Below are 24115 nucleotides of genomic sequence, written 5' to 3' on the forward strand. Positions count from 1 at the left end.
GCGCCCACCCCCGCCCAGCCTCAGCTCCCCGCACCGCTCCCGTTCAGGGCGGCGAGCGGGGTGTCGGCCAGACCCAGTTCGCTCGCACGGTCGAGGAGTTTCTGGAGCTGTCCCGCATTCGGGCCGCCGCCCCTGATCTGCTTCATCAGCAGCGCCGACACCGTCAGGTTACGCACGTCCGCCGTGCCGAGGGAGCCCAGAACGCGGCCCAGGTCCTCCGTGAAGCTGCTCGTGCCGTCCAGCCAGGGCTTCGCCAGCGCCTGTGCCGTACGGGAGTTGTCGACGAAGCCGTCCACGCCCTTGCCGAAGGAGACCGCCGAGACCAGCCGGTCGAAGAAGACGGACTCCCCGCCGACGATGTCGATGTCGGCGTGCTCCAGCCCGGTCGCGAGGACGCTCGCCTGCGCCTCGGCGACCTGCCGCTGCGTCTCCAGACCGGCCAGCCGGATCTCCTTCTCCGCCGCGAGCCGCAGCCGGTACTCCTCGTGCCCGCGCGAGGCCTCGTCCAGCGCGGCCATCGCGGCGGCCTTCTCGGTGAGGCCCTCGGCCTCGGCCTTCAGCTTCTCGCCGATGGCGGTGGCCTCCGCGAGCGCCTTCGCACGGGCGCCTTCCGCCTCGGCCTTGAGCCGCACCTCCGTGGCCTCCGCGGCCGCCCGCGCACCCTCGGCCTCGGCGAGCCCCCTGGCTCGTGCGCCCTCCGCCTCCGCGAGGGCCTTGGCCTGGGTGCCCTCCGCCTCGGCCCGCAGCCGGGCCTCCGTGGCCTCCGCCTCCGCGCGGCCGGCCTTGACGGTGACCTCGGCCTCCTTGTCGCGGACCTGAACGGCGGCGAGGCCCTCGGCGGCGGCCTCGGCCTGGACGCCCTCGGCGAGCCGCAGCTTGGCGCGGGCGTCGAGGTCGGCGGTCTTCAACCGGGCCTCGGCGAGGGTGAGTTCCTCCGCGGCCCGGTGCGTCGCCGCCTGTTCCGCGGCCTCCGCGGCCTTGATGTCCTTGACCAGCTTCTCCTGCGCCTCGGCCTCGGCGGCGATGACGAGGGCCTGCCGCTCGCGCTCCGCCTCCTCGACGAGACGCAGCTTCTTGATGGACTCCTCCTGCTCGGCGACCGTACGGTCCACCGCCACCCGCTCCCGGACGACCTCGGCGATCTCCCGCTTCTCCGCCTCGACCTCCTTGTCGGCGGAGATCCGGGTCAGCTGGGTCTCCCGTTCCCGGGCGATGACCTCCAGCAGGCGGTCCTTCTCGATGCGCTCGTTCTCGACGGCGATGACCCGTTCGCGGTTCTTCGCGGCGACGGCGATCTCCCGGGCCTGGTTCTCGCGCTGTACGCCGAGTTGTTCCTCGGTGCGCAGGAAGGCGCCCTGGGCGCGCAGCCGCTCCTCCTCCACCACGCGGGCGGTCTCGGCCTCCTCGCGGGCGCGGGAGGTCTCGATCTCCCGCTTCTGCTTGATCTCCGCGTCCGCCTGCCGCCGCTCCAGCTCCAGGATGGCCTCGCGGGCGTCGACGTTCTGCCGGGTGATCTCCTTCTGCTCGGTGCGCTGGGCCTCGTTGGTGCGCACGTGCTCGATCGCCGTCAGCTCGGTGATCTTGCGAATGCCCTGCGCGTCGAGGACGTTGGCCGGGTCGAGCTGGGTGACCGGGGTCTGCTCCAGGTAGTCGATCGCGGCGTCCTCAAGGTGGTAGCCGTTGAGGTCGATGCCGATCAACTCGATGACGTGGTAGCGGAGTTCCTCGCGCTTGGTGTACAGGTCGGTGAAGTCCAGCTGCTTGCCGACGGTCTTCAGCGCCTCGGAGAACTTCGCGTGGAACAGCTCCTGCAGCGTGTCCTGGTGGCTGGCGCGCTCGGTGCCGACGGTCTGGGCGACCTTGATGACGTCCTCGACGGTCTTGTTGACCTTCACGAAGAACAGGATCCGGATGTCGGCGCGGATGTTGTCCCGGCAGATCAGCCCGTCCCGGCCGGAGCGGCTGATCTCGATCGTCTTCACCGAGATGTCCATCACCTCGGCCTTGTGCAGGATCGGGAGCACGACCTGCCCGGTGAAGGAGACGTCGACCCGCCGCGTCTTCGACACGATCAGGGCCTGGCTCTGGTCCACCTTGCGGTACAGCCGCGAGAACCCGAACAGCGCCAGCAGCACGACGACGAGACAGACGGCGACGAGCACGCCGAGGACTTCCATGACACACGTCCTTGCGTCAGAGACGAAACCGGAGCCCCCCGTGGCTTCGGTGCCGGGCATCTGCCGATGCCCGGCACCGCAACCCTCCGTAGTGCTCCCCGCAGAGGATGGTGCGGCAGGGGCCCACCCCCGCGCATTGCCGGTTCCCGGCAGTGTTCACTAGGTTCTGCGTGCCGGACACGCGCTAAGAAAGCGTCACCGGCCCGTCAAGATCACGGGGAAGACCACGGGGAAGTCACGGGGGACAGGGCCGACATGGGGGAGCAGCAGGACCGGCATGACCTGCCCGAGCACTATCTGGGCGGCTTCGCGCGGACGTTGGCCGAGGCGGCGGCCACCGGCCGGCGGCTGACCAGGGAGGAACTTAAGGTCCGGCGGGCGCTCGGCGAACAGGCCGCCGACGCCGGGCACGGACTGCGTGCGCTGGTGGTCGCCCACCTGGCCGCCACCCGCGCCGCCTGGCCGGCCACGGACGGCTCGGCCGAGAGCAGCCTGGCCACGCTGGCCGCCGTGGAGCAGGCGATCGACGCGTTCGCCGAGGGCTACGAACGCGCGCAGCGGCTCGCCGTGCGCCGCGAGGAGGCCGCACGCCGGGAGTTCATCGACGATCTGCTCTACGGCCGCAGCGACCTGGGCCGGCTCGCCGAGCGCGCCGAACGCTTCGGCCTCACGCTCTCCCGGGCGTACGCGGTGGCCGTCGCGGAGGGCCCGTCCGCCTATGCCGAGGGCGGCCCGGTCGCCCGCCGGGTCGAGGCCGCCGTACTCGCCCGCTTCGACTCCCACAACACCCTGCTCACCACCAAGAACGGCCGGCTGCTGTGCATCGCGCCCGGCGACGAGGACGAGATCCTGCTGCACTTCGCCCAGCAGGCGTACGCGGCGACGGGCGCCTCCGGCGCGGCGCTGCGGGTCGCCATCGGCCGCGCCCAGCACGGCGCGGGCGGGATCGTGCAGTCGTACGAAGAGGCCCTCGCCGCGCTGGAGATGGCGGACCGTCTCGGTCTGGCCGGGCCGGTACTGCGCGCCGCCGACCTGCTCGTCTACCCGGTACTGGCCCGGGACCGGCAGGCGCTCGTGGACCTGGTCTCGCACACGCTCGGCCCGCTCACCACGGCCCGCGGCGGCGCCGGTCCGCTGCTGGAGACCCTGGTCGCGTACTTCGACGCCGGCTGTGTGGCCGCCGAGGCCGCCCGCCGGCTCTCGCTCAGCGTGCGCGCGCTCACCTACCGCCTGGAGCGCATCCACAAACTCACCGCCGCGAACCCGGCCGACCCGGCACATCGCTACATGCTCCAGACCGCCGTGATCGGCGCCCGCCTCCTGGACTGGCCCCACCGCCCGCTGTGAGCAGGGGAGCCCCCGGGGCCGAACGCGGGAGTTCACGCGAACGCACCGCGCGTGTCCGCGTCCGTAGCACGTCGCTGCCGTTGATCATGGCGTTGCTTCGCATGACATTCGCATGAACCAGTCGAAAGGACAGTCATGTCGCGACGGATCCCGTGGCCGACCCGCGCCCAGGTCGCAGCGCTGCTCAGCGCACCGGTGCTCGGCGTGGGCCTCCTCGCCCCGTCGGCTTCCGCGGACACGCCTCCGCCCGGCCCGAAGGTCGACAGCGGCAGCGTTGTCGGCAGGGTCTGCGACGAGGCGAACGCCGACCCCGATGACAGCCCGTCCCTGAACTGCGAGCGGGACATCGCACCGCGGCTCGCGCGGCTCATCGGCCCCGGGAGCGGACTCACCTGCCGGAACGTGTCCGCGAACTCCATCAGCTGCCGCCGGGAGAAGTGACCGGCAACCGCGCAGGGCGCTCGGAAAGTACTTGCATTCTTGGAAAGTACTGTCCATGCTGAAGGTATGCACGAGGGGCGGACGACCAACCGCTCCTCCCACACCGGAGGTACACGCATGGACAGCACGGGGGAACCGATGGACGCCCGGCAGGCACGGGACGCGCTCAAGGCCGCCTGCGCCGCACAGAGCGCGGCGCGCAAGGCGACCGAGCGCGGGATGCCCCGCGGTTACGCCATCGGACAGGGCCTGACCTTCGCGGTCGGCTTCATAGCACTGGGCCTCGCCGACCGGATGCCGCGCTGGGGGACCTGGCTGACGGTCGCCGCCCTGGTGAGCCTGACCGGCTTCTTCGTGCTGTTGTGGCTCGGCGCGCACCACGGCGGAGTGACCCGCTGGTTCAGCCGGGACCGCGGGCCCGGCCGCCCCGCCTGGCACGCCTGGGTGGTGCCCTTCATCCCCCTGGCCATGAGCCTCCCGGCCGCGATCGTGTACGGCACGACCGGCTGGCTCATCGCCTTCGGCCTGACCCACGGCGCGGAGCACGTCCTGCGCGTGACCCGCACGACCCGTCAGGCCGGCACCGCATGACAGGCTCCAGGGACGACGCGCCCCCCGCCCTCGACCGCGAACTCCACCACCCGACCCGGCTGGCCCTCGCCGCCTATCTCTCGGCGTGCGGCGAGGCGGAGTTCGCCGTCCTGCGGGACTACTGCGAGGTCTCCGACTCCACGCTGAGCAAGACCCTCTCCGCACTGGAGAAGACGGGCTACGTCAGCATCCGCAAGGGCTACCTCGGCAAGCGCCCGCGCACCTGGGCCGCCCTCACCCTCAGCGGCCGCAGGGCGGTCGCCCGTCATCTGGCGGCACTGGAGGAGATCGCGGCGACGGCCCGCCGGGCCGCGTGCGCCGGTGCACAGGAATCCGGCACACCCGAGACCTGACGGGCCGTCACCTCCCGGCCTACTCCTCGTCGGTGGTGCGCACCGGAGCCGAACGTCCCGGCTCCGGCGGCTCCACCAGTTCCGCCCGGAGCAGCAGGACGTCACCGATGAAGAGGTCGTACACGACGATCCCGGCCACGCCACCGATCAGCGGCCCGACGATCGGGATCCACCAGTACGCGCTGAACGTGCCGGACACGCTCCCCGGGAACGCCAGGCTCCTCCAGCCCTCGACCCAGGTCAGCAGCCGCGGCCCGAAGTCACGGGCGGGGTTGATGGCGTACCCCGCGTTCGCGCCGTAGGACATGCCGATCGCGGCGACGACGAAGCCCACGACCAGCGGGCCGAGGTTGGACTGCACGGCCTGGTTGCGTACGTCGAGGACGGCGGCGATCAGCATGAGCAGGAACGCCGTACCGACGATCTGGTCGATCAGCGGTCCCCAGACGCCGCCGTGGAAGTAGGCGGCCGGAAAGGTCGCGAAGATCGAGAAGGTGGCATTGGTGTGCCCGTTCACCTTCGGGCCGGCCGCCGCGTGGTCGTAGGCGTGGATCGCGTCGTGGTAGACGAGATAGACGAGCGCGGCGCCGGTGAAGGCGCCGAGGACCTGTGCGAACCAGTAGGGCACGACCTTGGCCCAGGAGAACCCGCGGCGCACGGCCATGGCCAGGGTGACCGCCGGGTTGATGTGGGCGCCGCTGACGCCGCCGGCCACGTACACGCCGAAGACGACGGCCATCGCCCAGCCCCAGGTGATCAGCAGCCAGTCGCCGGCCGCGAGGAAGATCGTCGTGGGCGTCGCGGCACGGCCCGAACCGGGCAGCGCCGCCACCGCCATCGCGACCACACCACAGCCGAAGGAGATGAGCACGAACGTCCCGAGGAACTCGGCGAGGCACTCGCCCAGCAGCCCTCCCCGGCTTCTGAACCGGGACGGCTTGATGATCGCGGGGATTTCGACAGCCATTCCAGGCCCCCTTGACGAGAGCGATACGGCCAACGTCACCATATTGGCCTACAAACCCCCACCCCGCAGGTTGACAGTGCCCAGTCAGCCCACCCGGTCGTCGGCCCGGCTCAGCAGCTGTCCAGATCGTCGGCGAAGTGCCGGAAACCGTGCCGGTCCCGGTGCAGTCCCCACAGCGTCTCGGCCAGCACGGCCGGATCCTTGCGCACATGTCCCGGTGTGATCGCCCCCGGGATCACCAGTTGGGCGACATGGATCCCCTCGCTCGCGAGCCGCTCGTGCAGCAGATGCCCGTACGCGCTCTCCGCGGCGAACGCGATGGACGTCCCCGCCCGGTCGGTGTGCGGGACGGCGGCGGTCCCGCCGTTGACGAACAGGATCGTCCCGCGCCCCAGCCGCCGCATCCCCGGCAGCACCTGCTGCACGGCGGCGACCGGCCCGTACACGGAGAACTCGATGGGCCCGACCAGATCGCGGTGCCCGGTCTCCAGCACGGGCCGCATGAAGTCCCGGTGCGGCACCGGGCTGTACTGCAGCACCTCGACGGTCCCCAGCTCCTCCGCCGCCCGCGCCAGCGCCGCCACCAGCTCCTCCGGCCTGCGGACGTCCGCGACGAACCCCTGGGCCGTCACCCCGCCCTCGCCGAGGTCCCGTACCAGCGCGTCGAGCCGCCCCACGTCCCGGGCGAAGAGGGCGACGGCGTACCCCTCCTGCCCGAACCGCCGCGCGACAGCGGCTCCGAGCCCCGGTCCGGCACCCACGATGGCGATACTGCTCATGCCCAGCATCCGTACCGCACCCCGGGCCAAGCCGCTAGACGGGCTCGGCCACCTGGGCGTCGGCCACCTGCCCCGCACGGATCCGCTCCACCTGGGCGGCGGTGACGGCCCGTACGGCGAAGGCGCCGGCGAGGGCGGCCGCCACGACGAGGGCGTCGGACACCAGCAGCTGCCACCCCTCGGTGTAGGCGCGCTCGATGATCCGGTCCGTGGAGTCGCGGTAGACGATCCCCACCCCGGTGAGCATCCCGGCCAGCCACAGCCCCCACCACACGTTGACGGAGACGGGCAGCCTCCGTCCGGGCGCGCTGCTGCGGAAGGCGTCGACGACGATCCCCCGCGGGAACCACAGGTTGACCACGGGCACGAACCACCCGAGGAACATCCATATCCCCGCGTACTTCGGCGTGTCCCCCGACAGCGCCCGCGCGTTCTCCCGCAGCCTGGTCAGCCAGGACAGGAAGAGCATGGCGCAGAGAAAGACCACCACGCCGCCCGCCGACGACACCAAGTGGTATGAATTCTCCAGCGAGTTGAGCGGCCGGTGCACCCCGAAGCCCTGGTCGGGCGGCCCGGAGGCCGGCTCCCCGGCGACCGCGAGCCGCATCTCCCACACCCCTCGTACGAGCCAGGCGAGCCCGGCGAGCAGCAGTCCCCCGACCGCCAGCCGCCCGGTCACCTGGACCGGCTGGTACGCGAGCGTACGGGCGGCGGACTGATCCATCTGTTCGGTCATCGCCCCATCCTGTCGCACGAAAGCCGCAGGCCACCAGGGGCGACGGCGCTTGCGCCATCCGTGTGCATCCGTCATGCGTTCGGCTGCGCGTCGGCCGCTCAGGGCTTCGCGCGCGCCGTCGCGCAGCAAGGATGCAGGTGTGAGCATCCTCAACGAACCGCATGGTGCCGCCGCGCCCGAGGACTCGTACGAGAGCGAGGTGCCGGTCCGGGGCAGGCAGCCGGGCAGCGTCCTGGTGAAGTGGCTGACGACCACCGACCACAAGACGATCGGCACGCTGTATCTGGTGACGTCCTTCGCGTTCTTCCTGATCGGCGGCGTGCTGGCCCTCGTCATGCGCGCCGAGCTGGCCCGGCCGGGCCTGCAGATCGTCTCGAACGAGCAGTTCAACCAGGCGTTCACAATGCACGGCACGATCATGCTGCTGATGTTCGCGACGCCGCTGTTCGCCGGCTTCACGAACTGGATCATGCCGCTGCAGATCGGCGCGCCCGATGTGGCGTTCCCCCGGCTGAACATGTTCGCCTACTGGCTGTACCTGTTCGGCTCGCTCATCGCGGTGGGCGGCTTCCTCACCCCGGACGGCGCGGCCGACTTCGGCTGGTTCGCCTACTCGCCGCTCACCGACGCGGTCCGCTCACCCGGTCCGGGCGGCGACATGTGGATCATGGGCCTGGCCTTCTCCGGCTTCGGCACCATCCTCGGCTCGGTCAACTTCATCACCACGATCATCTGCATGCGCGCACCCGGTCTGACCATGTTCCGCATGCCGATCTTCGTGTGGAACGTGCTGCTCACCGGTGTCCTGGTGCTGCTCGCCTTCCCGGTGCTGGCCGCCGCGCTGTTCGCGCTGGAGGCGGACCGGCAGTTCGGCGCCCATGTCTTCGACGCGGCCAACGGCGGCTCCCTGCTGTGGCAACACCTCTTCTGGTTCTTCGGCCATCCGGAGGTGTACATCATCGCGTTGCCGTTCTTCGGCATCGTCTCCGAGGTGATCCCGGTGTTCTCCCGCAAGCCGATGTTCGGCTACATGGGCCTGATCGCCGCGACCATCTCCATCGCCGGACTGTCCATCACCGTGTGGGCGCACCACATGTACGTCACCGGCGGGGTGCTGCTGCCGTTCTTCGCCTTCATGACGTTCCTGATCGCCGTACCGACCGGGGTGAAGTTCTTCAACTGGATCGGCACGATGTGGCAGGGCAGTCTGTCCTTCGAGACACCGATGCTGTGGTCCGCGGGCTTCCTGGTGACGTTCCTGTTCGGCGGGCTGACCGGGGTCATCCTGGCCTCACCGCCGATGGACTTCCACATCTCCGACTCGTACTTCGTGGTGGCCCACTTCCACTACGTGGTCTTCGGCACGGTCGTCTTCGCGATGTTCGCGGGCTTCCACTACTGGTGGCCGAAGATGACCGGCAAGATGCTGGACGAGCGCCTCGGCAAGCTCACCTTCTGGACGCTGTTCGTCGGTTTCCACACCACGTTCCTGGTCCAGCACTGGCTGGGCGCCGAGGGCATGCCGCGCCGCTACGCCGACTACCTGGCCTCCGACGGCTTCACCGCCCTGAACACGGTCTCCTCGATCGGCTCGTTCCTGCTCGGTCTGTCGATGCTGCCGTTCCTCTACAACGTGTGGAAGACGGCCCGGTACGGCAAGCCGGTCGGCGTGGACGACCCGTGGGGCTACGGCCGTTCGCTGGAGTGGGCGACCTCCTGCCCGCCCCCGCGGCACAACTTCGTCACCCTGCCCCGGATCCGCAGCGAGTCCCCGGCGTTCGACCTGCACCACCCCGACATCGCGCTGGCCGAGCACGAGCACCAGCTCCCGGCCCGGACCGGCCGAGGGCAGGGGTGAACGGTCCGCCGAGGCCGGGCGCCGACGGTGCCCTGGCCGACGAGGTGGAGGGATACCTGCTCTGGCAGGCCCGGATCGCCGAGGCGGAGCAGCGCGCACGGGAGTTCGCCGCGCCCATGGAGTGGCTGACGACCGCGCAGCGCGAGGACGTCGAGCGCCGGTACGTCGCCGACAGCCTGCAACGCGCCCGGGCGGACCTGGAACGCGTTGCGGCCCGCTGCGTCTCGCTGCGCGCCGAGTACGAGCAGCGCTACGAGGAGCTGCGCCGCCGCTGCGTCGGCGCGGCCCTCGCGGTGTGCGCCGTATGTGCCGTGTGCGCCGTCGTGGCCGGGGTGCTGCTGGTCCTGTGACGTCAGGCCATCCAGAAGAAGACCGCCGTCATCCGCTTCTCCTCCAGCGTCTTGCCGTGGTAACCGGTCGCGCTGTGCACGAGGTTGGCGTTGTAGAGGAGGAGGCGGTTGTACCGGTGCGGGACGCGGACGTCCTCCTCGAAGTGGTTGCCGGGCACGAACCGGGTGCCCAGGGCCTCGACCAGGTTGTTGTGCGGGGCCTGGACGACGTTGCCGCCGAGCCGGCCGCCCGGCAGTGACTGGCGGTAGAACGCGGTGCCGCAGTCCTTGGGGACGTCCGGGTTGAGGTAGAGCACGGCCGCGTACCGGCACAGCGCGCGGGAGTCGGTGTGCGGGCGGGGCTCGCTCTCACCTTCGCCGACCACCTGGACGCAGTTGTGGTTCAGGGTGCCGCCGCCGGGCGCCTGCTGCACCCACAGATCCTTCGCCCCGGTGGCCTTCTTCACCAGCCTCTCGATGACGGCGAGTTCACCCGGCTCCAGTCCGGGCATGGCGCGCAGCCCGGGCCAGGTCTCGGAGGTGTACGGGTAGCCCTCGACCCAGTCGTCCTTGGCCAGACACCGCTCCCGTACGGCGTCGGCCTCGGGCAGCGCGTCGTCGAACACCCAGTAGTCCCGGCCCTTGGTGGGCTTGCGGTAGGGCAGGACAGGCAGCGCGGCGGGCATCCTGGGGGGAGGCTGTGGGGGCATACCGCGAATCTATGGCAGCGTTTGCCCACCTCTCTCCCGAGGAATGGTCAACTCTTCTTTACCTGCCGCACAGATACAAACGTCTTCCGCATCCGTACTGCTGTGTGTCCGAACCGCCCCATGCCGTCATGTGGGCGGCTCCCCGACCGGGCAGGAGGCACGGTGCTGCGCTTTTCGCGGAACGCGACGGGAACCCTCTTCGTGGGCGGTGCGATGGCCGTGACGCTCGCGGCACTGGCCTACCCGAGCATGCTCGGCCTGAACAAGGTCACCACCGCCCAGGACCGTGTCGTCGCCAACACCCCGTGGGGGCCGCTCACCGAGCAGGACCGGGACTTCGTGGTGAAGGTGCGCGCGGCCGGCCTGTGGGAGTACCCGGTGGGGCAGATCGGGCTGCAGAAGGGCACCACACCGGGGGTCATCACGGCCAGCAAGCACCTGGTCGACGGCCACGCCGCGCTGGACACCACCTGCCGCAAGATAGCGCCGATGCTGAACATCACACTGCCCAACCTGCCGAGCCCCCAACAGCAGGGTTTTGTCACCCAGTTGAAGGCGGACAGCGGCAGGAAGTTCGACAGCGACTTCGCCAACATCCTGCGGATGACACACGGCGCGATCTTCAACACGATCTCGAAGATCCGGTCCACCACCAAGAACTCGCTGGTGCGCGCCCTCGCCGACCAGGCCAATGACACCGTGCTGGACCATATGACGGTGATGGAGAAGACCGGTCTGGTCGACTTCGACCAGACCATCTTCCAGCAGACGACCCCGCCGAAGCTGCCGAACTCCGATCTGACCCCGCCACCGCCTCCGGCGGGTCAGCCGCAGGTGGTGCTGACGCCGCCGCCGGGCGCGACGTCCACGCCCGCCGACATCAACGGGATCGCCGGAGGCGGGGGCGGGGGCGGGGCCGGGGCTTCGCCGGGGGCGAGTCCGGCACCGACCGCGGGCTGAGCGCGCCCACGCCGCGGTGCGTCGGCGCTGGTCACGCCAGCCAGACCGTGGTGTCCGGCGGGAGGATCCCCCTCCCCTCCAGTGGCCCACTGGCCAGCAGTACCTCCGCCGGTGGCAGCGGCACCGGCGCGTCCCCGAGGTTGGTGACGCAGCGCCAGCTCGGGGAGCGGGTGAAGTCCAGGACGGCTGCGGGGCTGTCGGCGGCCCACGTCAGATCCTCTCCCTCCAGGAGCTTGCGGCGCAGGCGCAGGGCCGTGCGGTACAGCTCCAGGGTCGAGCCGTCCGTCCCGGTCTGCGCCCGGACGGCGTACGACGCGAAGGACGGGGGCTGCGGCAGCCAGCCGGCGCACGGGCCGAAGCCGTAGGAGGGCCCGCTCGTCGTCCACGGCAGCGGCACCCGGCAGCCGTCCCGGCCCTTGCGGGCATGGCCGGTCTGCTCCCAGATCGGGTCCTGAAGGGCCTCGGTGGGCAGGTCGGCGACCTCGGGGAGGCCGAGTTCCTCGCCCTGGTAGAGGTACGACGATCCGGGCAGCGCCAGCATCAGCAGGGTCGCCGCGCGGGCCCGGCGCAGCCCGGCCCCGGTGTCGACGGCGGGTGCGGTGCCGCCGGACAGCAGCCAGGCTCCCGGGTCGGTGCCGGGCGGGAGCATCAGACGGGAGGCGTGGCGGACGACGTCGTGGTTGGAGAGGACCCAGGTGGCGGAGGCACCGGCGGCCCGGGCGGTGGCCAGCTCCTCGGTGATCACCCGGCGCAGTTCCGCCGCGTCCCAAGGAGCCTCCAGATACTCGAAGTTGAAGGCCTGGCCGAGTTCGTCGGGGCGGGCGTACCGGGCCCGGCGGGCGCCCGGGACCCAGGCCTCGGCGACGGCGCTGCGGGCCGGGCGGTAGGCGTCGAGGACCTTGCGCCAGTCGCGGTAGATCTCGTGCACCTCGTCGCGGTCCCAGTAGGGGTGGCTGCCCGGCGGGACGAGGGGCAGGGCCGCCTCGCCGGTGGCGCCCAGGCCGCCGATGTCCCGCAGCGGCTCGGCGAGATCCTTGGCGAGGCCGTGGGCGACGTCGACGCGGAAGCCGTCGACGCCCCGGTCGGACCAGAAGCGCAGGGTGGTGCGGAAGTCGGCGCGGACGTCGTCGTTGCCCCAGTCGAGGTCGGGTTGTTCGGGGGCGAAGAGGTGCAGGTACCACTCACCGTCCGGGATCCGCTCCCACGCGCTGCCGCCGAAGACGGACTGCCAGTCGGTGGGCGGGAGTTCGCCGTGCGGGCCCCGGCCGGGGCGGAAGACGTAGCGGTCGCGGGCGGCGGAGCCGGGGGCGGAGCGCAGGGCCTCCTGGAACCAGGGGTGCTGGTGCGAGGTGTGGTTCGGGACGATGTCGACGACGACCTTCAGACCGAGCCGGTGGGCCTCGCCGACCAGGGCGTCGAAGTCGTCCAGGGTGCCGAGGCGGGGGTCGACGTCCCGGTGGTCGGCGACGTCGTAGCCGCCGTCGGCCAGTTCGGAGGGGTAGAAGGGGCTCAGCCACAGGGCGTCGACGCCGAGGGTGGCGAGATGGTTCAGGCGCCGGGTGATGCCGCGCAGATCGCCGAGTCCGTCGCCGTCGGCGTCGGCGAAGCTGCGGGGGTAGACCTGGTAGATGACGGCCTGGCGCCACCAGTCGGGGTTCCTGGAGGAGACGTCCGGGGAGCGGTCTGCCATACGGGATCCCTTCGGGCCTTCGGGAAGGACGGACGACAGCACAGGGAATCTGTCCACATCGCCCGGAAAAGGAACCTTCGGCGCCGCCGTGGACCCGAGGTGCAGCCGGGACGCCGCCCCGGCTACCGCTCCACCGTCTCCAGGTACAGCTTCACGTAGCGGTCCACGTCGACCTCCAACGCCACGTCCACCAGGGCCTGTTCGCGCCGGCCCTCGTGGATCTCGGACTCGCCCAGGCGCGGGCGGCGGTCGACGATCGTCTGGCCCCGGCCGGGGCCGGGGGCGAGGGCGACCTCGACCGGGAGCAGGCGCGAGGTGATGCCCTGCGGGTCGGCGACCGCGCACACCGCGCCGGCGTCCCCGAGACCGCCCGCCTCCTCCGCCTCCGGCTCCTCGCCCACCGCGGTCGGCCGGTGCGCGAGGAGCTCGCCGGCCAGGCGGGTGCCGGGGTCGCTGCTCTGGCGCAGCCGATGGACGTCGGGGGCGTCCACGACGACCCGCATGAAGACGTCGAGGCCGTACATCGTGATCGGCACCCCGGCCGTGAGCAGGATCGCCGCCGCCTCCGGGTCGTGCCAGACGTTGAACTCGGCGACCGGCGTGGCGTTGCCGGTCCCGACCGCGCCGCCCATGAAGACGATCCGCTCGATGTTGCGGGTCACCTCCGGGTGGGTGCGCAGCAGCAGGGCGATGTTCGTCAGGGGTGCGGTGGGGATCAGGGTGACCGGGCGCGGGGAGGCGAGGATCTCGCGGCGCAGCAGGGCGACGGCGTCCAGCTCGGAAGCGGTCCGCTTCGGGGCGGGCAGGCCCAGGTCGCCCATGCCGTCGGAGCCGTGCACATGCTCGGCCGGGCGGGCCGGTTCGAGCAGCGGGCGTTCGGCGCCCCGGCCCACCGGGATGTCCGGGGCGCCCGCCTGCTCCAGCACGGTCAGGGTGTTGCGGACCACGCCGTCGACGTCCGTGTTCCCGGCCACGCAGGTCACCGCCCGCAGATCGAGGCCGGGGTGGCGTACGGCGAGGAGCAGGGCGAGGGCGTCGTCGACGCCGGTGTCGCAGTCGATGATCACGGGGATGGGCTGACCGGTCACTACGGACTCCTTCGTCGTACAACACCGATGCCGACTCCGACACCAGCACCCTAGATCAGTCCCACAGCACGGTGCCGCGCGCCGCCACCCGCGCGGCGATCCGGGACAGCAGCTCGGGCACCGGCAGCGCGCCGGGCCGGCGGCCGTCCCGCAGCCGTACGGCGGCCAGGCCCGCGCCGGCCTCCCGGTCGCCGATCACCGCCTGGTACGGCACCAGGCGCGCGGCCCGGATCCGGGCGCCGAGGGTGCCCTCGGCGGGCCCCGCGAGTTCGGCGCGCAGGCCCAGCTCCCGGGCCTCCCGTACGACCGCGGCCGCCCGCTCCTCCTGCTCCACGGCGACCGGCAGCACCACCAGCTGGACGGGGGCCAGCCAGGCCGGAAACGCTCCGGCGTGCGCCTCCAGGAGATGGGCGACGGCCCGTTCGACGCTGCCGATGATGCTGCGGTGCACCATCACCGGGCGGTGTTTCGCGCCGTCCGCGCCGATGTAGTGCAGGTCGAAGCGGGCCGGCTGGTGGAAGTCGATCTGCACGGTGGACAGGGTGGACTCGCGGCCGGCCGGGTCGGCGATCTGCACGTCGATCTTCGGGCCGTAGAAGGCGGCCTCGCCCGCCGCCTCCTCGTACTCCACCCCGGCCTCGGCGAGGACCTCCTTCAGCAGCGAGGTGGCCCGCTGCCACAGCTCGGGGTCGGCGACGTACTTGCCGCCCTCGCCGGGCAGTGACAGCCGGTGCCGTACGGCCTCGATGCCGAGGTCGGCGTAGGCGCGGGCGATGAGCGCCAGCGCGTCGCGGGCCTCCTCCACCGCCTGCTCCAGGGTGCAGAAGATATGGGCGTCGTTGAGCTGGATGGCCCGGACGCGGGTCAGCCCGCCGAGGACACCAGAGAGTTCCGCACGGTACATGCCGCCCAACTCGGCGATGCGCAGGGGCAGTTCGCGGTAGCTGTGGGAGCGGGAGCGGTAGATCAGGGCGTGGTGGGGGCAGAGGCTGGGGCGCAGCACGACCTCGTCCGCACCGACCTGCATGGGCGGGTACATGTCGTCGCGGTAGTGGTCCCAGTGCCCGGAGATCTCGTACAGGTCGCGTTTGCCGAGCGCGGGCGAGTACACATGCCGGTACCCGGCCCGGCGTTCGGCCTCGCGGATGTACTCCTCCAGGGTGTGCCGGACGACCGCGCCGTCGGGCAGCCAGTACGGCAGTCCGGCGCCCATCAGCGGGTCGGTGTCGAACAGGTCGAGTTCGCGGCCGAGGCGGCGGTGGTCGGGCAGCTGGTGCAGGTCGTTCATGGGGGTCTCCTCACGAGGAGAGGCGAACACCCCGGACACGCCAGAAGCCCCGGGGCGCTCGCCCCGGGGCTTCGATGCTGGTCAGGTGTCAGCGCGCCGGGACGGTGTCCGGCGTCGTCGTGCTCTGCGGGCACGGCGGGCACTGCTGGGCGCGCTGCATGCGGCGACCGTAGCAGAGGCCGCAGCCACGGATCGAGGGATTTCCGGCTGCCCGCGCACCCGGATCGGCGGGCTCGCTGCGCCGGATCCGCGGGCCGTTCACCCGGATCCGCGGGCCCGTTCACCCGGATCGGCGGGACCACTCACCCGGACGGCCCGGAGCGCTGGTGGGGCGGTCGGGGCGGTGGTGCCGTGAGAGCAGGAACACCAGCGGCTCGCAGCCCCGGAGGCACCTCGATGCTCTCGCCGACCTCGTTGACCGATGCGATACGCCCCCGCGGCCTGCGGCTCTCCCTCATAGCCGCCGGCCTCATCACGGCCGGCGGCTGCGCGGCCCTCGGGCTGCGGCAACCGGCGACCGCGCCCCAGCCCCTCCCGACGGTCGACAAGCCGGCCCAGTCGCCGAAGGGGTCCACGCGGCCCGGCGGCTCCGCCCTCACCGACGGGCAGGCGCAGGCCGCGCTGATCAGCCAGACCGACCTCGGCGCTCCCTGGACGGCGACCCGGGGCGCGGCCATCTGGCGGGACGAGCTGCTGAAGGCGACCACCTCGGCCGGCGCGTGCCAGCGGCTGCTGGACACCCTCTACACCGACGAACTCCTCGGCGGCCCCGCCCGCGCCGCCGTCGGCCTGGACGACGAGGACACCGACGCCCAGCTGCGCTACCAGATCGCCGCCCGCCGCCCCGCCGACGTCGACGCGGCGCTGGCCTGGCTGAAGACGATGCCGGAGCAGTGCGCGCGGTTCACGGCCACCACGCAGACCAAGATCACGGAGGACGTCCGGGTCAGCGACGCCGCACTGCCGCAGGTCGGGGACGCGCGCCAGGGCCTGCGCGTCAGCATCGCCGCCCTGCGGGACGACGGAGCCAAGGCCACGCTCACGCTGGACGTGGCCGCCGTCCGGATCGGCCAGGACGCGTTCGCCCTCACCAACGGCGGACTGGGCGACGTGGCGAACGACACCACCCAGGCCGCCGTCCAGGACGGCGCGCTGCGCCTGGCGGACGTCCGCAGACAGGGCCGGGCCCAGGTCTGACCGTCCTCGCGGGGCCGGGGGCTAGGGGCATCTCCCACGCCCTTACGGCCGTGGGGAGGGAATCGCCGGACGGCCCCCGGGTCTCACAGCGGGGGCTGGGCCGGGGCCGGGCCCAGGGTGGTGGTGCCCGGCATCGTGCGATGGCCGAGGCCGGTGCGGTAGGCGTCCAGGGCCGCGTCGATCCGGCCCGTGCGGCGCAGCAGGTCGCCGAGGAGGCGGCACAGGTCGGCCAGGTCGCCGGCGGCGCCCGCGCGTTCCAGCAGGCTGAGCGCGCGGACGTAGTGCTCCTCGGCGGCCTCGGTGTCCCGGGTGTCCTCGGCGATGATGCCGAGCAGGCGGTGGGCCGCGGCGGCGTGCACCGCGCCGCGCTCGGAGGAGAAGTCGCCGAGGACGCCCTCCAGCAGTACGGCGGCCTCCTGCGACTTCCCCCGGCGGTGCAGCACGTCGGCGAGTTCCACGGCGGCCTGGCTGCGGTAGAGGGCGGCCCGGGTCTCGGAGAGCATGGCGTACGCCTGCCTCAGCTCACTCTCCGCACGCTCCAGCTCGCCGTTCTGGGCATACACATAGCCCCGCATCCAGTGACAGTTGGCCAGCTCGGTGCGCAGCCGCAGCTGACGGTAGAGCTCGGCCGCCTTGGCGAGGGAGGCGTCGGCCTCGGCGACCCGGCCCTCGGCGATCAGGGTGCGGGCCACCGAGCGGTGCATCCGGGCGATCAGCGCCGGGTCGCCGGCCTGCGGCGCGAGCGCGAGGGCGAACTCGGCGGCCTGGGCGGCGCGGGCGTGGGCGCCCATGTCCATGTACGGGCCGATGACGCTGGCGTAGAGCAGGAGCAGGGCGTCGGGGTCGTGCAGCCCGCCGCGGTTCAGTTCGTCGAGGGTGGATTCGAGGAGGTAGACGGCGTAGCGGAGTTCCCCGGCGAGGTAGTGCGAGACGGCGCGGCCGCGGACGGCCGGTACGCGCGTCGGAAGGGACTCGTCCGCGAGGCAGCCCTCGGCCCGCTCGAAGAACTCCCGCGCCCGAGCCAGCTCCCCGGTCTCCAGGGCGCACTCGCCGAGCCCCAGGAGGGCGCCGGTCTGCAGGTGGTCGAGCCCGTGGGGCTCGGCCTCGGCGAGCAGCTCCGCGTACTGGACGGCGGCCTCCTCGGCCCTGCCGTCGGCGAGCACCCGCTGGGCCTCGGTGAGCCGGAACCGGAGATCGGTGGCGAGGTGGGCGGGCCGGCCGACGGCCAGTTCCTCGAAGGCCACGCCGAGCCGGCCGGCGATGTGCCGCAACGCCTCGTCGGAGGCCCGCACCCGGCCCGCCTCCAGGGTAGAGATGTACGCGGGTGTGTAGGCGGGCTCCGCCAACTGTCGTTGCGTCAGCCCACGTTGGGTACGCAACTTCTGCACACGCCGCCCGACGACAGCCGGATCGTCCCGCTCACGCATCGCCGCCCCCACCAACTCGCCTTGACAGCCTTGCCGTTGGCCCCGCTCAGCCTCTAGGTTAAACGGTGAATTAAGTCTGCTTAATAGGTCGCTGTTGTGTTGCGAGGTCACCGTGCCCGGACGTACATCCGCACCCTACGAACGGCAGAACACCAGGTATGTCCGTGGCGTCGCCGCCGCGGTGGTGGCCGTGGCGGCACTGGTCACGGCAGCGAACGCGGGCCCGGCACGGGCGGCGGAGCCCCGGCCGACAGTTCAGAGCTCGACTGTCACTTCACGGCATGCGTGAGGAAGTCGGCCCAGGCGGCGGGCGTGAGGGCAAGGATGCCGTGGCCGGGGTTCTTGGAGTCACGGACGGCGACGAGGGCGGGGAGGTCGGCGACCTCAACACATTCGCCGCCGCTGGTGCCGCTGTAGCTGGACTTACGCCACGTCGCGGCCTTCAGCTGCTTGCTGGTGTCCATAGCGTTCCTCCATCACACGGGCGATCAGGTCCGCTGAGTCCTCCGGAGAGAGGGCGGCAGCCTGCAAGCGAGCGTAACCGACCGAACGCTCCCTGATTGCCTGTGGGTTGGCCGTCATGTGCCCCTGGTCGTAGCTCTCACAGTAGAAGAGGTCGGGGTGGTCGTCGAAGCGCAGCAGTGTGAACGAGCCCATCATCCCGGTGTGCGCGCCCACGGAGTAAGGCAGCACCTGGATGTGCACCCACGGCTTGTCCCGGAAGGTCAACAGGCGGGCGAGTTGCTCGCGCATCACGTCCCGGTCGCCCACCATCTGGTGCAGCACCGACTCGTCCAGGACCACCCATAGCGCGGGCGGGTTCTCTCGCTCCAGGACACGCTGCCGTTCCAGGCGGGCGGCAACCATCTCGTCGACCCTGTCCGGGTGGTCCACGCACAACAGCGCCGCCGCGTACGCCTCCGTCTGCAGAAGCCCGTACACCAGCTGGCACTGATACGTGGAGATGTACGTCGCCGTAGCCTCCATCTCCGCGAACGGCTGGAACCAGCTCGGCAGCTGGCTCCGCAGTACCAGCCCCACCAGCCGCGAGAAGAACCCGTCCGTCAGCAGCGCCGCGTCCACCCGCTCGGCGAACTCCCGTGTCGGCACCTTCGCCGCGGTCTCGACCTGGCCGATCAGCGAGCCCGTGCAGAAGACGACCGCGCCCAGCTCCTTCAGGGTCAGCCCCGCCGCCTCGCGCTTTCTCCGCAGCTCTGCTCCGAAGTAGTCCAACGGGGAAGCAGCAGGGTCGAGGGCCCGGATGTTCACCATGTACTGAGCGTAGCCAGCCGACTCCGCTCAGGTGACGCAAATCAATGAACTCCATTGACGCCCGCGGCGGGGCGCCCGTGCGTCCGGCCCGCATACGCTGGTCCGGTGATTTCCCCTGCCGCCCGCACCGCGCTGGACCTCACCGCCGACCTCCCGGTCCCGTCCCTGGAGGACCTCTACCGCGACCTGCACCGCCATCCCGAGCTGTCCCTGCGCGAGCACCGCACCGCCGGAACGCTGGCCGGCCGGCTGAAGGAGGCCGGCTTCGAGACCGCCGAGGGCGTCGGCGGCACCGGTGTCGTGGGCCGACTGTCCAACGGCGACGGGCCGACCGTGCTGCTGCGCGCCGACATGGACGCGCTGCCGGTGCGGGAGGAGACCGGATTGCCGTACGCCTCGCAGGTGGACGGGGTGATGCACGCCTGCGGGCACGATCTGCACGTCACCTGGCTGACCGGCGCCGCCGCAGCGCTGGCCGCCGGGCGGGAGACCTGGCGGGGCACCCTGCTGGTGGTGGGCCAGCCGGCCGAGGAGACCGGGCAGGGCGCGGCGCGCATGGTCGCGGACGGACTGTACGAGCGCTTCGGCCGCCCGGACGTCCTGCTCGGGCAGCACGCGACGCCCGGCCTGGCCGGTCTGTACCCGCACGCGCCGGGTCTGATCATGTCGGCGTCGACGGACGTCGACATCGTGGTGCACGGCCGCGGTGGGCACGGCTCACGGCCGGAGGCGACCGTGGACCCGGTGGTGACCGCCGCCTACCTGGTCACCCGGCTGCAGACGGTGGTGTCGCGGGAGCTGGCGGCCGGTGAGTCCGCGGTGCTGACCGTGGGCCGCGTCGAGGCCGGCACCCGGCACAACATCATCCCGTCCGAGGCGCGCATCTCGCTGAACCTGCGCAGCCAGTCCGAGCAGGTACGGCAGCGGATGCTGGCCGCGATCCGGCGCATCGCGCACGGCGAGTGCCTGGCCGCCGGCTGCCCGCGCGAGCCGGAGGTGACCGTCGGCAACACCTTCCCCATGACCGTGAACGACGCCGCCACCGACGCCGCGGTGGCCGCCGTGCACCGGGAGGTCTTCGGCGCGGACACGGTGTTCGACCCGGGCCCGGCGATGGGCAGCGAGGACTTCCCCGAGCTGGCGCTCGGCTCCATCCCGTACGCGTACTGGTTCGTGACGACCACCCCGCCGCAGGTGTGGGACCAGGCCCCCGGGGACACCGTGCCGGAGAAGTTCGCGGCCGTCCCCAGCAACCACAGCCCGCACTTCGCCCCCGACCTCTCCACCGTCGCCCCGGGCATCCGCACCCTCGTCTCCGGCGCACTGGCCGTACTGCCGACGGCGTGACGGACCGATAGCTAACTGCTCGCTACTGCGCCGCCGCCTGGAGCTGGCGCAGATGCTCCTGGACGTTCTCCAGCGCGCCGGTTCGACGACCCGGCACCCGCAGCCTCAACTCCGCGAGCGCGGGCCCGAGTTCACGAGCCGGGGCCGGGTCCTCGATGCACCCCCACTGATGGTGGGCCCGGTCCACGGCCGCCTCCACGGCAGGCGCGTCCACCGCCTGCCCCGCCCCCAGCCGCACCCCGGCAACGGCCAGCCAGGCCCGGCAACTGCGCACCGCGTCCCCCGCGAACATCGCGAGATCCGCGCGGACTTCGGCCCAGTGCAGGGCCTCGTCCGAGGCGGGCCCATACGCACCGACGGCGGTCCGCTCAAGCTCGGCGGCGAGAACATCGGCATCCCCGTGCCGCCCGTCCTGAACGGCGGCGCTGATGGCGCTGTGGGGGTCTTGCCGGGGGGAGTCGGGGGCGTGAGCGCGGGCGGGCAGGCCGAGCGAGAGGGCGCGGGCGTCGTAGGTGTGGGCGTGCGGGTCGCGGGTGCCGGCGCCGGTGCCGATGTCGCGGGCGGGGGCGGGGAAGCCCGGCGGGACGGCTCGGGCGTCGTAGGCGAGGACGTGCGGGTCATGGGTGCCGGCGCCGGCGCCGATGTCGCGAGCGGGGGCGGGGAAGCCGGGCAGGACGGCTCGGGCGTCCTGGGTGGCGGCGTAGGGGGCGTGGGTGATGCCGGATGGGGCGTGGGTGATGCCGGGTGGGGCATGGGTGATGCCGGGTGGGGTGGCGGGCTGGGCGGGCGGCGAGTCGGGGCGGGTCGGCGGGTGGGCGAACGGGGGTCTGGGGGCGGAGCCTCCGGGGAACGCCAGCACCAGGTCCCGCCCCGCACTCGACTCCGCGACCCGGGCCCACGCCTGCTCGTGCAACTGCCCGAGGGAAGGCCGATGTCCGCTCCGCAACAACGTGGCCACGGCCTTCATGTACGCCGGCACAGCCACCCCCCGCCGCCCGGCGCCCACCGCGACCCGACCGTAAACGGCCGTGTTCCGACCGCAGTCCAGCCCCCGCTCGGCGACGTACTGCCACGTCTCCGCATCCGCGTGCAGGTCCAGGACGAGCCCCGTGTCCGCAGCGGAGCGCAACCGCAACTCCTCCCGGATCCAGTGCCAGGGCAGCGCCGTATAGCGAACCGTCGCCGGCGTCGTACGCGCCAGCGCGAGGTGCGGCAACCGCTGGCGCCGGTCCAACTGCAGCTGCCCGGCGATGTACACGGTCAACGGCGCGGGCGCCGCCGCCGCGGCCCGCAGCCGGGTCAGCACGGCCTGCGGCTCCAACGGGTCGGCGAGTTCGACCACGTTGGCGGTGTCGGTCCCGGACAGCACGGCGGGCGCGACGGCGGCCAGCACCGGCAGCACACCGGCCGCGTCCACCAGCCGCCCCCGGCCGAGCGGCGCGGCAGCGAGCAACAGCACGGTTCCGGGCATCGTCCCTCCCCCTGTCGACCCTGTTCCGCCTTCCAGCCAGCACCGTAACCGCTGCGGCTGCAAACCCGCGCCTCAGGACCGCAATCGTCCCCCTTCGCGCTCTTCGCCCTCCGCTTCCCTTGTCCGCCGCACCCGTCACGGCGGGCAGCCCTCCGTGCCCTCGGCGAAACACGGGAGAGATCAGGGCGCATCCGGACACCCGTCACCCTCCCGGCCGAGTTGCCGGGCCGTGTCCCCAGGTGTGCGCTGGAGGCGGGGGCAAGGAGAGAGGAGTGCGCTCATGGCTCACGCGGCACCCGCGCCCGGCGGCACGCCCCGCCCCGGCGGCACGCAGGAGATCGCGACCCGGCAATCCAAGGGGCGCACCCGCCCGCCCGACGTCTTCGACGCGCGCACCCATCGCATCGCCCGCATCGCCGTCCCGGTCGTCATGGGACTGGTCTACGGCTACTGGGTGGCGGCCGACAGCCGTCAGGGCGGCGCCATCACCGGCGGGAACCTGCTGCTCGGCTGGGTGAGTGCGCTGGTGTTCGCGGTGGTGTGCATGGCTCTGCTGACGCTGGCCCCGCGGATGCAGCGGGAGCTGCACGCGCTGCTGTGGACGGCGTTCGCCGGTGTCGCGTTCGGCTTCCTGTACATCCAGACGGGCCACTCGGTGGAGCGGTCCGTGCTGATGTCGCTGGTCGTCGCGGGGTGCACCTTCGCCGTGTTCTTCTACCGCTACTACACGCGCGAGGACGCGTTCGGGCACCGGGTCCGCTGAGCGGTCCACGGCCCTGGAAAGCGCGGGCCGTACCGCCCTGTGTCATGTGCGTGGGCCCCGGCCGGCCGACCGTGGCCCACGCACTCCCCTGTGACCCCCCTCTTTCCCTCTCCTCCCCGTCACCACGTACGTCGCTTCATCCTCCTCAGCACCAGGAAACACCCGTTCGGGCGAACCCTCCACCGGAGAACGCGGCCCCCGGCTCCGCCATGACACCCGTTCGGCCCGCCCGTCCCCCGATCGCGGGCCTCCCGCTGGCGCCCCCGCCCGAGGGGCCCTTGTCTGGAAGCGTGCCCCCACGCCTCAGGAGCGCCTTGTCGGCCGTACTGCTCGCCCTGACCTGCCTGCTCGTGCCGTTCGGCGCGCTCGCGGCCTGGGCCGCCTACGGACTCGCCGACACCGGCCGCTACGTCACCGCGATGGCACCGCTCGCCGCCGACCCGAGCGTGCGGGAGGCCGTGGCGGACACCGTCGGCGACGGCATCCTGCGCGCGGTCGACCACCATCTGGACGTCGGCCCGGTACCCGACTCCGTCCGGCCGTTCCTGCGCGACGTCGCGCGCTCCTTCACCCAGACCGAGGCCTTCCGGCTGGCCTGGGACACCGGCAACCAGATCACCCACGACGCGGTCCTGCGCGCCCTGCGCGACGAGGGCGACGCCACCTCGGCCGCGGGACCCGTCACCGTCGATTTCGCCCCCGTCACCGACCAGGTCAAGCGCCAGCTGACCCGCGACCATGTGCCGCTGGCCGCGCGCATCCCGGTGGAGCACACCGCAGTCTCGGTGCTCCCGGCGGGCGAACTGATCCTGCTCCGGAAGGGGTTCCACGTGCTCGAAGTCGCCGGTTTCTGGCTGCCGGTGGCAGCCGTCGGCTGCGCCACCACCGGGATCACCCTGGCCGTCCGCCGCCGCCGCGCCGTCGTCGCGACCGCGCTGGCCACCGCTCTGGGCGGCGGGCTGCTCGCCCTGGCCCTCGCCGTCGGCCGCGACCTCACCCTCGCCGACCTGCCCGCCGACGTGCCCCACCCGGCCGCGGGCGCGGTGTACGACGCCCTCACCGGCACCCTGCGCACGGTCTCCTGGCTGCTGCTCGGCCTCGGCCTCACGGTGGCCCTCGCCACCTGGCTGATCCGGTATCTGCGCGTGGCGCGTCCCGCACGGCGCCGGGGCGCCGCCGTCCCGGCTCCGGCCTCGACCGCCGCTTCCGCGCACCCGCCCGCTCCGGCCGAGGAACCGACCCGGGCCCGGGTCTGACCTCGTCCGTCTCACGAGTCCTGCCGGCCGGCGCGCCCGCCTTCCCCAGCCTGTGGATGCCGCGGCGC

23 protein-coding genes are annotated in these 24115 nt (G+C 72.3%); 11 read left to right on the forward strand and 12 right to left on the reverse strand.

Translation table 11 applies throughout. The annotated features are described in order from the left end of the window. Positions 1-20 precede the first annotated feature (20 nt). Complete coding sequence (locus AB5L52_RS21085) at positions 21-2177, reverse strand: flotillin family protein (protein ID WP_369365613.1); 2157 nt, start codon at positions 2175-2177, stop codon at positions 21-23. A gap of 255 nt (positions 2178-2432) precedes the next feature. Here AB5L52_RS21085 and AB5L52_RS21090 point away from each other — a divergent pair, with 255 nt between their 5' ends. The 4 genes from AB5L52_RS21090 (at position 2433) to AB5L52_RS21105 (ending at position 4909) form a co-directional block, all read left to right on the forward strand. Then, complete coding sequence (locus tag AB5L52_RS21090; RefSeq protein ID WP_369365615.1) at positions 2433-3524, forward strand: PucR family transcriptional regulator; 1092 nt, start codon at positions 2433-2435, stop codon at positions 3522-3524. Between the two features lie 135 nt (positions 3525-3659). Further along, entirely contained in the window at positions 3660-3965 is a 306-nt protein-coding gene (locus tag AB5L52_RS21095) for a hypothetical protein (RefSeq protein ID WP_369365618.1), read from the forward strand. Positions 3966-4082: 117 nt separating this feature from the next. Next, the gene (locus AB5L52_RS21100) at positions 4083-4556 is read left to right on the forward strand and encodes a hypothetical protein (protein WP_369365620.1); all 474 of its coding nucleotides are present in this window, start codon (positions 4083-4085) and stop codon (positions 4554-4556) included. Beyond that, positions 4553-4909, forward strand: coding sequence for a transcriptional regulator (locus AB5L52_RS21105; protein WP_351017312.1), 357 nt, complete (start codon positions 4553-4555; stop codon positions 4907-4909). The genes AB5L52_RS21100 and AB5L52_RS21105 overlap by 4 nt, the downstream gene beginning before the upstream one ends. 19 nt (positions 4910-4928) lie before the next feature. Here AB5L52_RS21105 and AB5L52_RS21110 read toward each other — a convergent pair whose 3' ends face one another. The 3 genes from AB5L52_RS21110 to AB5L52_RS21120 form a co-directional block, all read right to left on the reverse strand. Next, positions 4929-5876, reverse strand: coding sequence for an MIP/aquaporin family protein (locus AB5L52_RS21110; protein ID WP_351017309.1), 948 nt, complete (start codon positions 5874-5876; stop codon positions 4929-4931). A gap of 110 nt (positions 5877-5986) precedes the next feature. After that, on the reverse strand, positions 5987-6655 hold the full coding sequence (locus tag AB5L52_RS21115) for an SDR family NAD(P)-dependent oxidoreductase (protein ID WP_369365621.1): 669 nt from the start codon (positions 6653-6655) through the stop codon (positions 5987-5989). Between the two features lie 34 nt (positions 6656-6689). Beyond that, positions 6690-7391 carry a DUF4328 domain-containing protein gene (locus AB5L52_RS21120; RefSeq protein WP_369365623.1) on the reverse strand — a complete coding sequence of 234 codons (702 nt, stop codon included), beginning with the start codon at positions 7389-7391 and terminating at the stop codon, positions 6690-6692. A 139-nt stretch (positions 7392-7530) separates the two neighbouring features. Here AB5L52_RS21120 and ctaD point away from each other — a divergent pair, with 139 nt between their 5' ends. Together ctaD and AB5L52_RS21130 are read left to right on the forward strand one after the other, a co-directional pair. After that, positions 7531-9249 (forward strand): cytochrome c oxidase subunit I, encoded by a 1719-nt coding sequence (gene ctaD / locus AB5L52_RS21125; RefSeq protein WP_351017303.1) that lies wholly within the window; start codon positions 7531-7533, stop codon positions 9247-9249. After that, positions 9246-9599, forward strand: coding sequence for a cytochrome C oxidase subunit I (locus AB5L52_RS21130; protein WP_351017301.1), 354 nt, complete (start codon positions 9246-9248; stop codon positions 9597-9599). Before ctaD ends, AB5L52_RS21130 begins: the two co-directional genes overlap by 4 nt. 2 nt (positions 9600-9601) lie before the next feature. On the opposite strand, the gene AB5L52_RS21135 is transcribed toward AB5L52_RS21130, so the two are convergent. Then, on the reverse strand, positions 9602-10288 hold the full coding sequence (locus tag AB5L52_RS21135) for a DUF6445 family protein (RefSeq protein WP_351017298.1): 687 nt from the start codon (positions 10286-10288) through the stop codon (positions 9602-9604). A gap of 201 nt (positions 10289-10489) precedes the next feature. Between AB5L52_RS21135 and AB5L52_RS21140 the strand changes: the two genes are divergently transcribed. After that, positions 10490-11248 carry a DUF4142 domain-containing protein gene (locus AB5L52_RS21140; RefSeq protein WP_369368946.1) on the forward strand — a complete coding sequence of 253 codons (759 nt, stop codon included), beginning with the start codon at positions 10490-10492 and terminating at the stop codon, positions 11246-11248. Positions 11249-11279: 31 nt separating this feature from the next. Here the strand turns inward: AB5L52_RS21140 and AB5L52_RS21145 are convergent, their stop codons facing one another. The 3 genes from AB5L52_RS21145 to thrS all read right to left on the reverse strand — a co-directional run bounded on the left by AB5L52_RS21145 (position 11280) and on the right by thrS (position 15314). Next, positions 11280-12938 (reverse strand): glycoside hydrolase family 13 protein, encoded by a 1659-nt coding sequence (locus tag AB5L52_RS21145; protein ID WP_369365627.1) that lies wholly within the window; start codon positions 12936-12938, stop codon positions 11280-11282. A gap of 122 nt (positions 12939-13060) precedes the next feature. Beyond that, positions 13061-14026, reverse strand: coding sequence for a nucleoside hydrolase (locus tag AB5L52_RS21150; protein ID WP_351017293.1), 966 nt, complete (start codon positions 14024-14026; stop codon positions 13061-13063). Between the two features lie 55 nt (positions 14027-14081). Continuing rightward, positions 14082-15314: a threonine--tRNA ligase gene (gene thrS, locus AB5L52_RS21155; protein WP_369365629.1), complete on the reverse strand. Its 1233-nt coding sequence runs from the start codon at positions 15312-15314 to the stop codon at positions 14082-14084. 396 nt (positions 15315-15710) lie between these two features. Between thrS and AB5L52_RS21160 the strand changes: the two genes are divergently transcribed. Beyond that, the gene (locus AB5L52_RS21160) at positions 15711-16511 is read left to right on the forward strand and encodes a hypothetical protein (protein WP_351017287.1); all 801 of its coding nucleotides are present in this window, start codon (positions 15711-15713) and stop codon (positions 16509-16511) included. An 83-nt stretch (positions 16512-16594) separates the two neighbouring features. Here the strand turns inward: AB5L52_RS21160 and AB5L52_RS21165 are convergent, their stop codons facing one another. The 3 genes from AB5L52_RS21165 to AB5L52_RS21175 form a co-directional block, all read right to left on the reverse strand. Then, complete coding sequence (locus AB5L52_RS21165; RefSeq protein WP_351017284.1) at positions 16595-17938, reverse strand: helix-turn-helix transcriptional regulator; 1344 nt, start codon at positions 17936-17938, stop codon at positions 16595-16597. Between the two features lie 269 nt (positions 17939-18207). Next, entirely contained in the window at positions 18208-18402 is a 195-nt protein-coding gene (locus tag AB5L52_RS21170; RefSeq protein ID WP_369365632.1) for a DUF397 domain-containing protein, read from the reverse strand. Further along, positions 18362-19210, reverse strand: a complete 849-nt coding sequence (locus AB5L52_RS21175) for a Scr1 family TA system antitoxin-like transcriptional regulator (protein ID WP_369365634.1) — start codon at positions 19208-19210, stop codon at positions 18362-18364. Before AB5L52_RS21175 ends, AB5L52_RS21170 begins: the two co-directional genes overlap by 41 nt. A 105-nt stretch (positions 19211-19315) precedes the next feature. On the opposite strand from AB5L52_RS21175, the gene AB5L52_RS21180 reads away from it, so the two are divergent. Continuing rightward, positions 19316-20557: an amidohydrolase gene (locus AB5L52_RS21180; RefSeq protein ID WP_351017276.1), complete on the forward strand. Its 1242-nt coding sequence runs from the start codon at positions 19316-19318 to the stop codon at positions 20555-20557. A gap of 22 nt (positions 20558-20579) precedes the next feature. On the opposite strand, the gene AB5L52_RS21185 is transcribed toward AB5L52_RS21180, so the two are convergent. Next, positions 20580-22028: a hypothetical protein gene (locus tag AB5L52_RS21185; protein WP_369365636.1), complete on the reverse strand. Its 1449-nt coding sequence runs from the start codon at positions 22026-22028 to the stop codon at positions 20580-20582. 280 nt (positions 22029-22308) lie between these two features. Here AB5L52_RS21185 and AB5L52_RS21190 point away from each other — a divergent pair, with 280 nt between their 5' ends. Continuing rightward, positions 22309-22791, forward strand: coding sequence for a hypothetical protein (locus tag AB5L52_RS21190; protein WP_351017271.1), 483 nt, complete (start codon positions 22309-22311; stop codon positions 22789-22791). Between the two features lie 290 nt (positions 22792-23081). Continuing rightward, a complete protein-coding gene (locus AB5L52_RS21195; RefSeq protein WP_369365638.1) occupies positions 23082-24047 on the forward strand; it encodes a hypothetical protein in 966 nt (321 codons plus the stop codon). Positions 24048-24115 lie beyond the last annotated feature (68 nt).

It is taken from the genome of Streptomyces sp. CG4, from assembly GCF_041080655.1.
Taxonomy (GTDB): Bacteria; Actinomycetota; Actinomycetes; order Streptomycetales; family Streptomycetaceae; genus Streptomyces.

Bases quoted from the DNA above. Each gene is read 5' to 3' on its own strand.
- AB5L52_RS21085 (WP_369365613.1), bottom strand. From the start codon at position 2,177: ATGGAAGTCCTCGGCGTGCTCGTCGCCGTCTGTCTCGTCGTCGTGCTG.
- AB5L52_RS21090 (WP_369365615.1), top strand. From the start codon at position 2,433: ATGGGGGAGCAGCAGGACCGGCATGACCTGCCCGAGCACTATCTGGGC.
- AB5L52_RS21095 (WP_369365618.1), top strand. From the start codon at position 3,660: ATGTCGCGACGGATCCCGTGGCCGACCCGCGCCCAGGTCGCAGCGCTG.
- AB5L52_RS21100 (WP_369365620.1), top strand. From the start codon at position 4,083: ATGGACAGCACGGGGGAACCGATGGACGCCCGGCAGGCACGGGACGCG.
- AB5L52_RS21105 (WP_351017312.1), top strand. From the start codon at position 4,553: ATGACAGGCTCCAGGGACGACGCGCCCCCCGCCCTCGACCGCGAACTC.
- AB5L52_RS21110 (WP_351017309.1), bottom strand. From the start codon at position 5,876: ATGGCTGTCGAAATCCCCGCGATCATCAAGCCGTCCCGGTTCAGAAGC.
- AB5L52_RS21115 (WP_369365621.1), bottom strand. From the start codon at position 6,655: ATGAGCAGTATCGCCATCGTGGGTGCCGGACCGGGGCTCGGAGCCGCT.
- AB5L52_RS21120 (WP_369365623.1), bottom strand. From the start codon at position 7,391: ATGACCGAACAGATGGATCAGTCCGCCGCCCGTACGCTCGCGTACCAG.
- AB5L52_RS21135 (WP_351017298.1), bottom strand. From the start codon at position 10,288: ATGCCCCCACAGCCTCCCCCCAGGATGCCCGCCGCGCTGCCTGTCCTG.
- AB5L52_RS21145 (WP_369365627.1), bottom strand. From the start codon at position 12,938: ATGGCAGACCGCTCCCCGGACGTCTCCTCCAGGAACCCCGACTGGTGG.
- thrS (WP_369365629.1), bottom strand. From the start codon at position 15,314: ATGAACGACCTGCACCAGCTGCCCGACCACCGCCGCCTCGGCCGCGAA.
- AB5L52_RS21160 (WP_351017287.1), top strand. From the start codon at position 15,711: ATGCTCTCGCCGACCTCGTTGACCGATGCGATACGCCCCCGCGGCCTG.
- AB5L52_RS21165 (WP_351017284.1), bottom strand. From the start codon at position 17,938: ATGCGTGAGCGGGACGATCCGGCTGTCGTCGGGCGGCGTGTGCAGAAG.
- AB5L52_RS21170 (WP_369365632.1), bottom strand. From the start codon at position 18,402: ATGGACACCAGCAAGCAGCTGAAGGCCGCGACGTGGCGTAAGTCCAGC.
- AB5L52_RS21175 (WP_369365634.1), bottom strand. From the start codon at position 19,210: ATGGTGAACATCCGGGCCCTCGACCCTGCTGCTTCCCCGTTGGACTAC.
- AB5L52_RS21185 (WP_369365636.1), bottom strand. From the start codon at position 22,028: ATGCCCGGAACCGTGCTGTTGCTCGCTGCCGCGCCGCTCGGCCGGGGG.
- AB5L52_RS21190 (WP_351017271.1), top strand. From the start codon at position 22,309: ATGGCTCACGCGGCACCCGCGCCCGGCGGCACGCCCCGCCCCGGCGGC.